Annotated in this window: 11 protein-coding genes and 6 tRNA genes; 3 read left to right on the top strand and 14 right to left on the bottom strand. The window is 65.0% G+C overall.

From position 1 onward, the window contains the following. Positions 1–122: 122 nt before the first annotated feature. A tRNA-Ser gene (locus AC5P8U_RS19070) sits at positions 123–213 on the bottom strand. Between the two features lie 165 nt (positions 214–378). On the opposite strand from AC5P8U_RS19070, the gene AC5P8U_RS19065 reads away from it, so the two are divergent. Further along, positions 379–1,083: a PP2C family protein-serine/threonine phosphatase gene (locus AC5P8U_RS19065; protein WP_061479956.1), complete on the top strand. Its 705-nt coding sequence runs from the start codon at positions 379–381 to the stop codon at positions 1,081–1,083. A 69-nt stretch (positions 1,084–1,152) separates the two neighbouring features. Here AC5P8U_RS19065 and dnaQ read toward each other — a convergent pair whose 3' ends face one another. From dnaQ to AC5P8U_RS19050, 3 genes are read right to left on the bottom strand one after another with little or no spacing between them, the layout of a single operon-like run. Next, entirely contained in the window at positions 1,153–1,884 is a 732-nt protein-coding gene (gene dnaQ / locus AC5P8U_RS19060) for a DNA polymerase III subunit epsilon (RefSeq protein ID WP_049415209.1), read from the bottom strand. A gap of 4 nt (positions 1,885–1,888) precedes the next feature. Then, positions 1,889–2,341 carry a ribonuclease HI gene (gene rnhA / locus AC5P8U_RS19055; protein ID WP_005408275.1) on the bottom strand — a complete coding sequence of 151 codons (453 nt, stop codon included), beginning with the start codon at positions 2,339–2,341 and terminating at the stop codon, positions 1,889–1,891. A 12-nt stretch (positions 2,342–2,353) separates the two neighbouring features. Then, the gene (locus AC5P8U_RS19050; protein WP_072168260.1) at positions 2,354–2,998 is read right to left on the bottom strand and encodes a methyltransferase domain-containing protein; all 645 of its coding nucleotides are present in this window, start codon (positions 2,996–2,998) and stop codon (positions 2,354–2,356) included. Positions 2,999–3,009: 11 nt separating this feature from the next. Here AC5P8U_RS19050 and gloB point away from each other — a divergent pair, with 11 nt between their 5' ends. Both gloB and AC5P8U_RS19040 read left to right on the top strand, forming a co-directional pair. Continuing rightward, complete coding sequence (gene gloB, locus AC5P8U_RS19045) at positions 3,010–3,774, top strand: hydroxyacylglutathione hydrolase (RefSeq protein WP_005415478.1); 765 nt, start codon at positions 3,010–3,012, stop codon at positions 3,772–3,774. Next, positions 3,771–4,973, top strand: coding sequence for a lytic transglycosylase domain-containing protein (locus AC5P8U_RS19040; RefSeq protein ID WP_072168262.1), 1,203 nt, complete (start codon positions 3,771–3,773; stop codon positions 4,971–4,973). Before gloB ends, AC5P8U_RS19040 begins: the two co-directional genes overlap by 4 nt. Before the next feature lie 182 nt (positions 4,974–5,155). Here the strand turns inward: AC5P8U_RS19040 and AC5P8U_RS19035 are convergent, their stop codons facing one another. The 10 genes from AC5P8U_RS19035 to clpP all read right to left on the bottom strand — a co-directional run bounded on the left by AC5P8U_RS19035 (position 5,156) and on the right by clpP (position 13,117). Continuing rightward, complete coding sequence (locus AC5P8U_RS19035) at positions 5,156–7,111, bottom strand: peptidyl-prolyl cis-trans isomerase (RefSeq protein ID WP_088496266.1); 1,956 nt, start codon at positions 7,109–7,111, stop codon at positions 5,156–5,158. Positions 7,112–7,294: 183 nt separating this feature from the next. Next, positions 7,295–7,371: transfer RNA gene (locus AC5P8U_RS19030), tRNA-Asp, on the bottom strand. A 106-nt stretch (positions 7,372–7,477) separates the two neighbouring features. Then, positions 7,478–7,554, bottom strand: a tRNA-Asp gene (locus AC5P8U_RS19025). An 86-nt stretch (positions 7,555–7,640) separates the two neighbouring features. Beyond that, positions 7,641–7,717 (bottom strand) — tRNA-Asp (locus AC5P8U_RS19020). 82 nt (positions 7,718–7,799) lie between these two features. Next, positions 7,800–7,876: transfer RNA gene (locus AC5P8U_RS19015), tRNA-Asp, on the bottom strand. Between the two features lie 26 nt (positions 7,877–7,902). Beyond that, positions 7,903–7,977, bottom strand: a tRNA-Val gene (locus tag AC5P8U_RS19010). An 11-nt stretch (positions 7,978–7,988) separates the two neighbouring features. Continuing rightward, positions 7,989–8,261, bottom strand: coding sequence for an HU family DNA-binding protein (locus tag AC5P8U_RS19005; protein WP_005408270.1), 273 nt, complete (start codon positions 8,259–8,261; stop codon positions 7,989–7,991). Positions 8,262–8,480: 219 nt separating this feature from the next. Then, positions 8,481–10,931 (bottom strand): endopeptidase La, encoded by a 2,451-nt coding sequence (gene lon, locus AC5P8U_RS19000; RefSeq protein ID WP_072168264.1) that lies wholly within the window; start codon positions 10,929–10,931, stop codon positions 8,481–8,483. A gap of 143 nt (positions 10,932–11,074) precedes the next feature. Continuing rightward, positions 11,075–12,364 (bottom strand): ATP-dependent Clp protease ATP-binding subunit ClpX, encoded by a 1,290-nt coding sequence (gene clpX / locus AC5P8U_RS18995; protein ID WP_004154600.1) that lies wholly within the window; start codon positions 12,362–12,364, stop codon positions 11,075–11,077. 126 nt (positions 12,365–12,490) lie between these two features. Next, positions 12,491–13,117, bottom strand: coding sequence for an ATP-dependent Clp endopeptidase proteolytic subunit ClpP (gene clpP / locus AC5P8U_RS18990; protein ID WP_004146318.1), 627 nt, complete (start codon positions 13,115–13,117; stop codon positions 12,491–12,493). Positions 13,118–13,138: the final 21 nt, after the last annotated feature.

The following is a 13,138-nucleotide window of genomic DNA, read 5'->3' as shown; positions in this document are numbered from 1 at the left end:
CGAACCCCGTCGGGGGTTCTCATCCCCCCGCATCAGAGGTGTCGATCACTACAACAACCGCCTGCATCCCCCGAACGTTGGCCAAGAAAAAAGCCGCCCAGTGGGCGGCTTTTTTCTTTGTCTGGCGGAGAGGGGGGGATTCGAACCCCCGAGGCGCTATAAACGCCTGCCTGATTTCGAGTCAGGTACATTCAACCACTCTGCCACCTCTCCGGGTGGTCCCCGGCGGACCGGGGACGCGCATCATACGAGGAAGCGAGGCCGGCGACAAGTCATTCCGGTCAACGAAGTGAAAATTTCCTGAGTGCATGCCTTGCCGGATGCCTGCAGCCCCCCGATGATGCCTGTCTCCCCAGCAATACCCCGCCCCCGCACACCATGATCGAATTCGGACACCTCACCCACCCCGGCCTGCGCCGCGAGCTCAACGAAGACACCTACTACGGTGACAGCGAGCTGGCCCTGTGGCTGGTGGCCGATGGCATGGGCGGCCACGCCTGCGGCGAGGTGGCCAGCGCGCTGGCCCGCGAAACCATCGTGCGCGAGATCCGCCGTGGTGCGCCGCTGGTCCACGCCATCCGCACCGCCGACGAAGAGATCATCCGTGCCTCGCGCAGGCGCAACGACACCCTGCCGATGGGCACCACCGTGGTCGCAGCACGCGTGCAGGGCAATCGCTACGAAGTGGCATGGGTCGGCGACAGCCGTGCGTATCTGTGGCGCGATGGTCAGCTGGCGCAGCTCAGCCAGGACCACAGCGTGGTGCAGGAGCTGGTCGCGCAGGGCAACCTGACGGCCGAGCAGGCACGCGCGCATCCGCATCGCAACGTGGTCACCCAGGCGCTGGGCGTGACCGATCCTGCACATCTGAACGTGGCCACCACCAGCGGTGAGCTGCGCCCGGGCATGCAGCTGCTGCTGTGCAGTGACGGTCTGACCGAGGAAGTGGACGACCGCAGCATCGCCCGCACCCTCGCCTTCGACGATGCCAGCGCACAGGAATGCGTGGACACGCTGGTCGCCGCCGCGCTCGACGGCGGTGGCCGCGACAACATCAGCGTGATCCTGGTGCGCTGCCATTAAGCGGCAGATCCACGCCATGCGTGGATACGGTACTGCCGGCCAGCGGCCGGCAGTACCCCATGCCAGGCATTACGCGCTGGCGGGCTCTTCCACCTTCGGGCCATCCCACAAGGCGTAGCCGGCCTTCTTGCGCAGTCGTTCCAGACGCGCGCTGTGCGCTTCCAGCTCAGACGGGGTGGCCACCACGCGTGGGCGCGGCAGCAGTTTGCTGGTATCGAAGGCCTGCAGCGCGGCACCGGCGCCACCGCCGTCATCGTCGCCCAGGCCGAAGCCGATCTCTTCCTGGCCCGAGGTCAGCGCGATATAGACGTCACCCAGGATCTGCGCGTCGAGCAGGCCGCCATGCAGCGCACGGTGCGAATTGTCCACGCCCAGGCGCTTGCACAGCGCATCCAGCGAATTGCGCTGGCCCGGGAAGCGCTCGCGCGCCATCACCAGGGTATCGATCACCGTGCAGCGATCGGTGATCTTTCCATACTGCGGGCCCAGCAACGACAGCTCGTTGTCGAGGAAGCCCAGGTCGAACGCCGCGTTGTGGATGATCAGCTCGGCGCCATCGATGAAGGCCAGGAATTCATCGGCGATCTGCGCGAAGTCCGGCTTGTCAGCCAGGAACTCCAGGGTCAGGCCGGTGACTTCCTGCGCGCCCTGTTCGAACTCGCAGTCCGGCTTGATGTACTGGTGGTAGTTATTGCCGGTCGGGCGGCGCTTGAACAGCTCCACGCAGCCGATTTCGACGATGCGGTTGCCCTTCTTCCACTCCAGGCCGGTGGTTTCGGTATCGAGGATGATCTGACGCATGGGCTCAGTTTACCGGGCTGGCGTCGCGGATCTGGATGGCCGCGTTGCGCGCCAGGGTATCCACCCGCTCATTGTCCGGATCGCCGGAGTGGCCCTTCACCCAGCGCCAGTCGATCTGGTGCCGCAGCGTCGCCGCATGCAGGCGCTCCCACAGCTCGCGGTTCTTCACCGGGTCGCCGCCGGCGGTCTTCCAGTTCTTGCGGATCCAGCCGGGCATCCATTGGGTCAGGCCCTGCCGCACATACTGCGAATCGGTGTAGAGCACGATGTTGCACGGCTCGGTCAGCGTTTCCAGGCCGGAAATGGCCGCCATCAGCTCCATCCGGTTGTTGGTGGTGTGCGCTTCGCCGCCGCTCAGTTCACGCTCGTGGCCCTTGTAGCGCAGCAGTGCAGCCCAGCCGCCGGGGCCAGGATTGCCAAGGCAGGAGCCGTCGGTGTGGATTTCAATGGTTTTCAATACAACTCCAGATCAGGTAGCAACGGTGCCGTGCCAACGCACCGGCAACGGTTTCGGCCCGGGCAGGGCCAGCGTTCGCTTTTCAGCATGGAACAGGCAGGCCGCGCGCAGTGGCGACCAACCGCCCGGGCGACGGCTGCCGGCGCCGCGCCAGAGCGGGCCGAGGAAACGCATATCGTCGCACTCCAGCCCGTGGCGGCCGAGCAGCAGGCGGATCCGCTGCGGCGTGCGCACCACCAGCCCGTGCTGGCGCCAGTGCCTGCGGTAAGGGCTGAACGGGTTGAGGCTGCTCAGCCACAGATGGCCGCCCGGCATCAGCACGCGCTCGCACTCATCGAGCAACCGATCAGCGTCAGCTGCGGTGACATGCTGCAACACGACCGCATTGACGCTTTCATTGGCCAGCGGCAGCGGCAACGCACAGCGGGTGTCGCCGGCATAGCCGTGCCCCTGCCGGTACAGGCGCAGGCCGCGCCCGCCAAGCTGCGCATCGTCCAGCCATGCGGCACTCGGCGCGATCCACAGCCAGGGCTGCACCGGCAGCAACGACAGCTGCGGCAGCAGCAGTTGCCGCTCCAGAACGCGCAGGGCTTCCGCCGGTTCGCTGTCGAACCACGGGGTCTGGCTCGCTTGACGGGTGCTCTGCAGCGCGGGCATGGTCCAATTCTATGCGACTGACTGCCCTGCCCGCATTTGCGGACAACTACATCTGGACCTTGATCGACGACGACGGTAACGCCGTGGTCGTCGATCCCGGCGATGCCGCGCCGGTGCTTGCGCTCGCCGATCAGGGCCTGCGCGTGGACACGATCCTGCTCACCCATCATCACGATGACCACATCGGTGGCGTGCCGGTGCTGCAGGCACGTTTTCCTGGAGTCCGGGTGATCGCACCCGTCGAGGAGCGCATCCCCACGGCAACCGAACGGGTCGGCGAAGGTGAACGCGTTCAGGCACTGGGCCGGGCGTTCCACGTACTATCCGTGCCCGGGCATACCCGCAGCCACATCGCGTTTCACACTGCTGAACATCTTTTCAGCGGAGATTCGTTGTTCAGCCTGGGCTGTGGACGCCTGTTCGAAGGTACGCCGTCCCAGCTGCTGGCATCGATGCGCAAGCTGGGTACCTTGCCCGCGCAACTGCTGCTTTGTTGCGCTCATGAGTACACCGTGTCAAATGCCGTCTTCGCGCGGCATGTCGACCCCGCCAACGCTGCCTTGCGGCAGCGCCAAGAGGAGGCTTTGGCCATGCGCCGCGATGACCGTTCCACCCTGCCGGTAACCCTGGCCAGCGAATTCGACTGCAATCCGTTCCTGCGTGTGCACACTGCGCCGATCCGCGCGTCGGTGTCGGCGCACCTGGGCCGTGACGTCGTTGACGACGTCGACGTGATGGCCGGTCTCCGGCACTGGAAAGACGGCTTCCGCGCATGATGCGCCGAAGTCTGCCGCTGGCCCTGGGCCTGGTCCTGGGGCTGGCCGGAACCGCCGGCGCCCAGTCGCTGGGCGCTGGCATCGGCCAGAACCTGACCGCCGCCGCGGCCCTGCCGCTGGATCCGGCCGCGTTGCCGGCCGCGTCGGTCCGCAACGGCCAGGAGATCTTCTCCAGCTTCCGCGACGGCCTGGCCGAGCCCACCTGCAATGCCGAGGCCACCAGCCCGCGCTGGCAGAAGCAGTTCGCCCACGCCCCGTCGCGCCTGGCCAACCAGGATGACGATGCACTGGTGCTGTTCGGCTATGTGGTCGAAGAGCTGCGCAAGGCCAACCTGCCTACCGAGTTCGCGCTGATTCCGTTCGTGGAAAGCGGTTACCGGCCCAATGCACGCAATGGCAGCGGCCCGACCGGCCTGTGGCAGTTCATCGCCACCACTGCTCGCAATCACCGCGTGCCCATGGCCAACGGCTACGACGGGCGCCTGTCGGCGGTCGATTCCACCCAAGCCGCAGTGCGCTACCTGAAGACCCTGCACGGCATGTTCGGCGGCGACTGGCGCCTGGCCACCATGGCCTACAACGCCGGCGAGTACCGCGTGCTGCAATCGATGCGCAAGGCCGGCATGAACGCGCAGAACGCCAAGCCCTCGGCGCTGCCCGGCCTGTCGCCGGTCACCCATGCCTACGTCGAGAAGCTGCATGCCCTGGCCTGCGTGCTGGAAGATGTGGAAGACCAGCCAGGTGTCATGGCCTCGCTGGACCGCACCGTGCCCGTACTGAAGGACCACACCCTGCCCGCCGGCACCAGCGTCCAGCAGTGGGCCGCACAGCGTGCCCTGGACCCGGCCAGGATCGTCCGCCTCAACCCCGCCCTGGCGGGCGGTGGGCGCGTCTCGTCCGGCACCACCCGCGTGCTGGCGCCGGTCTCGGCCGCCAGCGCGACCGTGGCGGACACCGCCACCGCACTGGTGGCCAGTAGCGTACCTGCTGCCGCCGCCTCGCCAACGCCGCAGGTCGCCAAGACCGTGGCCGCGATCGCCGATCGTCCGCGCAGCCGTCGCCACACCGTGCGTGATGGTGAATCGGCCTGGACCATCGCCCGCCGCTATGGCATGCCGGTCAAGGCGCTTCTGTCGCTGAACGGCCTGAGCGGCAGCAGCGTGCTGAAGCCGGGCGCCGTGTTGCGCGTCGAAGACTGACGCGCAGGCTAGGCCCTCCTGTAGAGCCGAGCCCCTGCTCGGCTTTTTTCTTGCCTGCGACTTGTCGGGGTTCATGGCCAGCCGAGCATGGGCTCGGCTCTACAATTCAATTTCCAGCAGCGCCCGCACAAAAAAAAAGGCCCGGCAATGCCGGGCCTTCTTCGATCTGCTCGCCGCGAGGCTTACAGGTTCGCTTCGGTGGTCTGGATCATGAACTTCTTGCGCATCGCCTCGATGTAGGCCTTGGCCGCGGCCATGCCGTCGATCTGGCTCAGTTGTTCCTTCAGCTGCTTCTGCTGCTCTGCAGTCACTTCCTTGATGTCGCCCGGATTGACCTTGTTCACCGCGAACAGCAGCGCGTGACCATTGACGTCGACCTTGCCATAGCTCGGCTTGCCTTCAGCCGGCACCGGCGCACTGAAGATCGCGCGGTTGATTTCCGGGGTCGGCACCGGCTGGCTGCGCGGCAGGCCCGGCATCGGGCTCAGCTGCAGCTTCTCGCTGGCGGCCAGCGACTGCAGGGTGGCGCCCGCCTTCAGCTTGGCCAGGATGGCATCGGCGGCCTTGTCGCTGGCCTGGCGCTGGCGATCAGCACGGATCGCAGCGATCACCTGTTCGCGGGCCTTGTCCAGCGGCAGGGCCTGTTCCGGGGTGTGTGCAGCCACACGGATGACCACGCTGTGGTTGGTCGCGCCGCCCAGGGCGATCGGGTCACTGGCGGTACCGTCCTGCACCAGCACGTCGGAGAAGGCGGCACGCAGCACGGCCGGGTCAGCGGCGATGCCGCTGGCGGTCGCGCGGGTGATCGGGCCCAGGGTCTGCAGCGGCAGGTTCACTTCCTTGGCGGCGGCCGCCAGATCGCTCGGGCTCTTGTTGATGGCATCGACCAGGCGACCGGCCAGTTCGTTGAAGCCGCGCTCGCCGTCGGCCTTCAGCTGCTCGGCAGCCAGCGTGTCACGCACTTCCTCGAACGACTTGCCTTCGCCGCCGCGTACCGCGGCCACTTTGATGATGTGGTATCCGAAGTCGGTCTTGACCGGACCGATCACGTCGCCGGCCTTGGCCGCGAACAGGGCATCGTCAAACGGCTTGCCCATCGCGCCACGCTCCACCCAGCCCAGGTCACCGCCCTGGTCCTTGGAGCCTGGATCCTCGGAGTTGGCCTTGGCCAGGGCTGCGAAGTCGGCACCGGCCGCCTTTGCCTGGGCCAGCAGCTTGTTCGCCTTGGCCTCAGCACCGGCGCCGGTAATCAGGATGTGGGCGGCCTGGCGCTGCTCCGGAGAGGTGAACTTTGCCTTTTCCTCTTCATAGCGCTTGCGCAGGGTCGCTTCATCGGCCGGGGTCGGTGCCGGCAGGTTCGCACCGTTGATCTCGACGTACTCAAGCGACACGCTCTCGGCCTGGCGGAAATCCTTGCCGTGGCTGTCGTACCACTTCTTGATCTGATCATCGGTGACCGGCGCGGTATCGGCCGGTACGGGCGGCAACGCGGCCAGCTCAACGTCGCGGGTTTCGCCCAGCAGCTTCAACAGGCGCTCGGTCTCGGCCTGGGTGACGAAGCCGGAGCTCTGCAGGCCCGATGGGATCACCGACTGCTGCAGGCTCTCACGCACCAGTTCCTGGAACTGGGTCGGGGTACGCGGCGGATTGCCACCGGCCAATGCCAGGCGGTAGTTGTTCTCGTTGAACTTGCCGTTCGAATCGAGGAACGCCGGCATGGTCGCGATGTACTCGCGCACCGCGCCGTCGCCGATCACCACGCCCGCCTGTTCACCGACCAGACGCACGACCTGTTCGTCGATCAGCTGATCGAGCACGGCCATCTTGTTCTCGGTGCTCTCGAACGCGCGCGGGTCGAAGTTGTCGCCCTGCTGCTGGCGCTCACGCATGCGCTCCTGCTCGAAACGCGTGCGGAAATCCTGCGAGCTGATCTCATGGTGCTGCCACAGCATGCGCACCGGCCACCACGACGGCGCCGAACGCCACCAGGTGGGCGGCGCGGAAACCTTGGCCACGTTCTGTGCGCCAACGCCACCGAGGTAGCTGTTGTCGATCACGAACAGGAACGGAATCATCAGCAGCCCCAGGATCACGGTGACGATCCAGCCTGAGGTCTTGTCGCGGAGTTTCTGCAGCATGGTGAGGAATCACAAGGCCTGATTGGCGAGCCCGGCAGTGTAACCCGCTTCGCCGCAGGGACCAAAAGCAGCACCGACGCGGCCTGCGCCCACTTGCGCAGGCAGGCACCACCAGTGCGTCGGCCAACTCCACATCCTGGCGCAAAGAAAAAGCCCCCGGCTTGCGCCGAGGGCTTTTAGAGTTGGCGGAGCGGACGGGACTCGAACCCGCGACCTCCGGCGTGACAGGCCAGCATTCTAACCAGCTGAACTACCGCTCCGCGCTTGAACTTTGCAGGCGCCCAGTATATCCGAAGACTCTCTGGAAACCCAGCCCGATGAACACTTTTTTCAAAGTTTTTTCACAGGGACTTAAGAAGTCTGCAATGGCGGAGCGGACGGGACTCGAACCCGCGACCTCCGGCGTGACAGGCCAGCATTCTAACCAGCTGAACTACCGCTCCGTTCTTGCAAAGACTTTTTCGCCTTCCTCCGAACCTCTCGGTGAGAAGACAAGGCCCCCAGCCTTGAACCGGGGGCCTTGATGTACTGGCGGAGCGGACGGGACTCGAACCCGCGACCTCCGGCGTGACAGGCCAGCATTCTAACCAGCTGAACTACCGCTCCGCGTTGTTACCTTTTTGCTTTCAGCCGGCCTGGACCGGGGAGAAAACAAAGCCTCCAGCTTTTGGCCGGAGGCCTCGTTGAATGGCGGAGCGGACGGGACTCGAACCCGCGACCTCCGGCGTGACAGGCCAGCATTCTAACCAGCTGAACTACCGCTCCACACTCAAACTTTTACCGCGGTGCTGTGGTGGGTGCTGAGGGTTTCGAACCCCCGACCCTCTCCGTGTAAAGGAGACGCTCTACCGCTGAGCTAAGCACCCCAGCGAGCCGCTTAGTTTACAGCATCCTTCAGGGCCTTGCCAGCCTTGAACGACGGATTCTTCGAAGCAGCGATCTTGATGGTGTCGCCGGTCTTCGGGTTGCGGCCGGTGCGGGCAGCACGGTCGCGGACCTGGAAGGTACCGAAGCCAACCAGAGTGACCGCATCGCCGTCCTTCAGCGCCTTGGTGATGGCAGCAACGACGGCATCGACAGCGCGGCTGGACTCTGCCTTGGTCAGGTCGGCAGCTTCAGCAACGGCATCGATCAATTCGGTCTTGTTCATTCTCTACAACTCCTTTGGCGGTGGGTTCCGCTTATTCGACAGGGAAGCAACCGCACGCCATCTGCATGCGGCCGCCATGTGGAAACGGTTCGCCGAATCCAGCGATCACCAGGCTGCGACCACTCATTCGCGAGTGCTGCTTTTATACCAGTGGCCCTACCCCCACGCAAGCTGGAAAGCCAGCAACGACGCGGGTTTCGGGCCATTGGACAGCGCGCGTCAATGCTTGACGCGCGCGTTTCCACTCGGTTTGGCCTTGCTGCGCACCGTGACACGCTGCGCACTCTTGCGCGCCTTCTTCGGTGCCAACGGACGCTCCAGCGCCAGGTCCAGGACTTCTTCGATGTACTTCACCGGCACGATCTTCAGATCGCGGGTGACGTTGGCCGGGATGTCGGCCAGGTCCTTGCGGTTCTCTTCCGGGATGATGACCGTGCGGATGCCGCCACGCAGTGCGGCCAGCAGCTTCTCCTTCAGGCCACCGATGGCAGTGACTCGACCACGCAGGGTGATCTCGCCGGTCATCGCCACGTCGGCGCGCACCGGCACCTTGGTCAGCATCGACACCAGCGAGGTGACCATCGCCGCCCCGGCACTCGGGCCATCCTTCGGCGTGGCGCCATCGGGCACGTGCAGGTGCACGTCATGCTTCTGCAGGAAGTCGCTGTCGATGCCAAAGCCCACGGCGCGCGAACGCACCACCGACAGCGCGGCCGACGCCGATTCCTTCATCACGTTGCCAAGCTGGCCGGTCAGGATCAGCTGGCCCTTGCCCGGCACCAGGGTCGATTCGATCTGCAGCAGGTCGCCACCGACTTCGGTCCAGGCCAGGCCGGTGACCAGGCCGATTTCATTCTCTTCCTCGGCACGGCCGAAGTCGAAGCGACGCACGCCCAGGTACTTGTCCAGGTTCTTGCTGGACACATTGACCAGCGCCTTGGGCTTCTTCGCACCCTTCTTCGCCTTCACCGGCTGCGGGCCGGCCAGCGCGATCTCCTTCACCACCTTGCGGCAGATCTTGGCGATCTCGCGTTCCAGGTTGCGCACGCCCGATTCGCGCGTGTAGTAGCGCACGATGTCCTGGATGGCGTCACTGCCGATTTCCAGCTCTTCCGGCTGCAGGCCGTTGGCCTTGACCTGCTTCGGCACCAGGTAGCGGGTCGCGATGTTGAGCTTCTCATCCTCGGTGTAGCCGGGGATGCGGATCACTTCCATGCGGTCCAGCAGCGGGCCGGGAATGTTGAGCGAGTTCGAGGTGGCCACGAACATCACTTCGGACAGGTCCAGGTCCACTTCCAGGTAGTGGTCGTTGAATGCGTTGTTCTGCTCCGGATCGAGCACTTCCAGCAGCGCCGAAGACGGATCGCCACGGAAGTCCATCGACATCTTGTCGATCTCGTCGAGCACGAACAGCGGGTTCTTGCTGCCGACCTTGTTGAGGTTCTGCACGATGCGGCCCGGCATGGAACCGACGTAGGTACGGCGGTGGCCACGGATTTCGGCCTCGTCGCGCACGCCGCCCAGCGACATGCGCACGAACTTGCGGTTGGTGGCCTTGGCAATCGACTGGCCCAGCGAGGTCTTGCCCACGCCCGGCGGCCCGACCAGGCACAGGATCGGGCCCTTCATCTGCTTCACGCGCGACTGCACCGCCAGGTATTCAAGAATGCGCTCCTTGACCTTCTCCAGGCCGTAGTGGTCGGCATCGAGCGTATCCTGCGCGACCTTCAGGTCCTTGCGCACCTTGCTGCGCTTCTTCCACGGCACGCCCAGCAGCCACTCCAGGTAGTTGCGCACGACGGCGGCTTCGGCCGACATCGGCGACATCTGCTTGAGCTTGTTCAGTTCATTGCGCGCCTTGGCTTCAACCGCCTTCGGCATGCCGGCCTCGGCAATCTTGCGGGCCAGTTCTTCCAGCTCGCCCGGCGCGTCGTCCAGGTCACCCAGTTCCTTCTGGATGGCCTTCATCTGTTCGTTGAGGTAATACTCGCGCTGGCTCTTCTCCATCTGCGACTTCACGCGGCCGCGGATGCGCTTCTCCATCTGCTGCACGTCGATCTCGCCGTCGACCAGCCCGACCAGCATCTCCAGGCGGTCACCGACGGCCAGCGTTTCCAGCAGGCGCTGCTTGTCGGCCAGGCGCACGCTGATGTGCGCAGCGATGGTGTCGGCCAGGCGCGCCGGCTCATCGATGCCCGACAGCGTCTGCAGCAGCTCCGGCGGCAGCTTGCGGTTGGTCTTCACGTACTGCTCGAACAGCGACATCAGCGAGCGGGCAATCGCCTCGACCTCGCGCGCCTCGCGCTCGTCGGTGGCGTCGATCTCCACGGCCTGGCCATGCAGCGAGCCGTCGCGCTCGTCGACGTGGGTGACCTGCACGCGCGACAGGCCTTCAACCAGCACCTTGATGGTGCCGTCGGGCAGCTTCAGCAGCTGCAGCACCTGCGCCAGCGTACCGACCTGGTAGAGGTCGGCCGCATGCGGGTCGTCGGTTTCGGCCGACTTCTGCGCCAGCAGCAGGATGCGCTTGTCCGCCTCCATTGCCTGTTCGAGCGCGTGCATGGACTTGTCACGGCCGACGAACAGCGGGATGACCATGTGCGGGAACACCACTACGTCGCGCAGCGGCAGGACCGGCAGGTCGAGGGTTTCACTTGGGGAACGGGCCATGGGGGCTCCAGGGAAGGGGGAAAACCGCCTCCGGGAGGGCATCTTCCGGAGACAAAAAAAGCCGATGGCCCCGTTATGGGGCCATCGGCTTTCAGATGCAAGGCATTCCTTGAAAATCCTTTCCAATCAACAACCTGGAAGGATCACTCGGCGCCTGCGGCCTTCTGTTCAGGGGCCGCCGGGGTCTGGTAGATCAGGTACGGCTCGGACTTGTGCTCGATCACCGATTCGTCCACGACCACCTTGCTGACGTTCTCCTGCGACGGCAGGTCGTACATGGTGTCCAGCAGGACCGATTCGACGATGGTGCGCAGGCCACGGGCGCCGGTCTTGCGCTTGAGCGCCTTCCTGGCGATGGCCGACAACGCGTCCGGACGGAACTCCAGCTCCACGTTTTCCATCTCGAACAGCTTCTTGAACTGCTTGGTGATAGCGTTCTTCGGCTCGGTCAGGATCTTGATCAGGGCCGGCTCGTCCAGCTCCTCCAGGGTCGCGACCACCGGCAGGCGGCCGACGAACTCGGGAATCAGGCCGAACTTGATCAGGTCTTCCGGCTCGACTTCCGCCAGCACCTTGCCCACTTCCTGCTTGCGCTCGCTGCTCTTCACCTTGGCACCGAAGCCGATGCTGCCGACGTCGGTGGAACGCGCCTGGATCACCTTGTCCAGCCCGGCGAACGCGCCGCCGCAGATGAACAGGATGTTCTTGGTGTCCACCTGCAGGAATTCCTGCTGCGGGTGCTTGCGGCCGCCCTGCGGCGGAACGCTGGCCACGGTACCTTCGATCAGCTTCAGCAGGGCCTGCTGCACGCCTTCGCCGGACACATCGCGGGTAATCGACGGGTTCTCGCTCTTGCGCGAGATCTTGTCGATTTCATCGATGTAGACGATGCCCTGCTGCGCCTTCTCGACGTCGTAGTCGCACTTCTGCAGCAGCTTCTGGATGATGTTCTCCACGTCCTCGCCCACGTAACCGGCTTCGGTCAGCGTGGTGGCGTCGGCCATGGTGAACGGCACGTTGAGCAGGCGGGCCAGGGTCTCGGCCAGCAGCGTCTTGCCCGAACCGGTCGGGCCGACCAGCAGGATGTTCGACTTCGCCAGTTCGACGTCGTCGTTCTTCTGCCGGCTCTCGATGCGCTTGTAGTGGTTGTACACGGCCACTGCCAGCGTGCGCTTGGCACGGTTCTGGCCGATCACGTACTGGTCGAGGACCTCGAGGATCTCGCGCGGCTTGGGCAGCGAACTGCGCGCCGACTGCGCCTTTTCCTCAAGTTCCTCACGGATGATGTCGTTGCACAGCTCCACGCACTCATCGCAGATGAACACGCTCGGACCCGCAATCAGCTTGCGCACTTCATGCTGGCTCTTGCCGCAGAAAGAGCAGTAGAGGATCTTGCCGGTGTCCGTGGAACGACCTTGGCGGTCTTCGCTCATGCTTCGCTTACCCAGTTACCCCACCCGCTGAACGGGGGTTCGATTCGAGAATAGCACAGGGCCGAGGGGACACCAGTCCCACCCGACCCTGCAGGAACGAGGCCTCCCTGGCCCCGTGAAGGCCGGTCAACCGGCCTGGATCGACTCATCCGGACGACGCTCCAGGACCTGGTCGACCAGACCGTAGGCCTGCGCCTCGAAGGCGCTCTTGAAGTTGTCGCGCTCGGTGTCACGGGCGATCGTCTCCAGCGACTGGCCGGTGTGCTTGGCCAGCACCTCGTTCAGGCGCGAACGCAGGGTCAGGATCTCGCGCGCGTGGATGTCGATGTCGGTGGCCTGGCCCTGGTAGCCACCCAGCGGCTGATGGATCATCACGCGCGAGTTCGGCAGCGCATAGCGCTTGCCGGCTTCGCCCGCGGCCAGCAGCAGGGCGCCCATCGAGGCGGCCTGGCCGATGCAGGTGGTGCTCACATTCGGCTTGATGTACTGCATGGTGTCGTAGATCGCCATGCCGGCGGTGACCACGCCACCCGGCGAGTTGATGTAGATGTTGATGTCCTTCTCCGGGTTTTCCGATTCCAGGAACAGCAACTGCGCCACCACCACGTTGGCCATGTGATCGTCGATCGGGCCCACGAGGAAGATCAGGCGCTCCTTCAACAGGCGCGAATAGATGTCGTAGGCACGCTCGCCGCGGCTGGTCTGCTCGACCACCATCGGAACCAGGTTCAGGGCTTTGGTTCGGTTGTCCATTACGTGAGGTACCTATCTTGG

Source organism: Stenotrophomonas sp. YJH_SMC_81 (genome assembly GCF_059370875.1).
The sequence above is the reverse complement of the archived record's forward strand: the minus strand, read 5'-3'. Positions and strand labels throughout refer to the sequence as shown.

Excerpts from the sequence above, each read along its gene's own strand:
- AC5P8U_RS19005 (WP_005408270.1), bottom strand. The coding sequence starts at position 8,261 with ATGAACAAGACCGAATTGATCGATGCCGTTGCTGAAGCTGCCGACCTG.
- dnaQ (WP_049415209.1), bottom strand. The coding sequence starts at position 1,884 with ATGCGTCAGATCATCCTCGATACCGAAACCACCGGCCTGGAGTGGAAG.
- lon (WP_072168264.1), bottom strand. The coding sequence starts at position 10,931 with ATGGCCCGTTCCCCAAGTGAAACCCTCGACCTGCCGGTCCTGCCGCTG.
- AC5P8U_RS19035 (WP_088496266.1), bottom strand. The coding sequence starts at position 7,111 with ATGCTGCAGAAACTCCGCGACAAGACCTCAGGCTGGATCGTCACCGTG.
- clpX (WP_004154600.1), bottom strand. The coding sequence starts at position 12,364 with ATGAGCGAAGACCGCCAAGGTCGTTCCACGGACACCGGCAAGATCCTC.
- gloB (WP_005415478.1), top strand. The coding sequence starts at position 3,010 with ATGCGACTGACTGCCCTGCCCGCATTTGCGGACAACTACATCTGGACC.
- clpP (WP_004146318.1), bottom strand. The coding sequence starts at position 13,117 with ATGGACAACCGAACCAAAGCCCTGAACCTGGTTCCGATGGTGGTCGAG.
- AC5P8U_RS19040 (WP_072168262.1), top strand. The coding sequence starts at position 3,771 with ATGATGCGCCGAAGTCTGCCGCTGGCCCTGGGCCTGGTCCTGGGGCTG.
- AC5P8U_RS19065 (WP_061479956.1), top strand. The coding sequence starts at position 379 with ATGATCGAATTCGGACACCTCACCCACCCCGGCCTGCGCCGCGAGCTC.
- AC5P8U_RS19050 (WP_072168260.1), bottom strand. The coding sequence starts at position 2,998 with ATGCCCGCGCTGCAGAGCACCCGTCAAGCGAGCCAGACCCCGTGGTTC.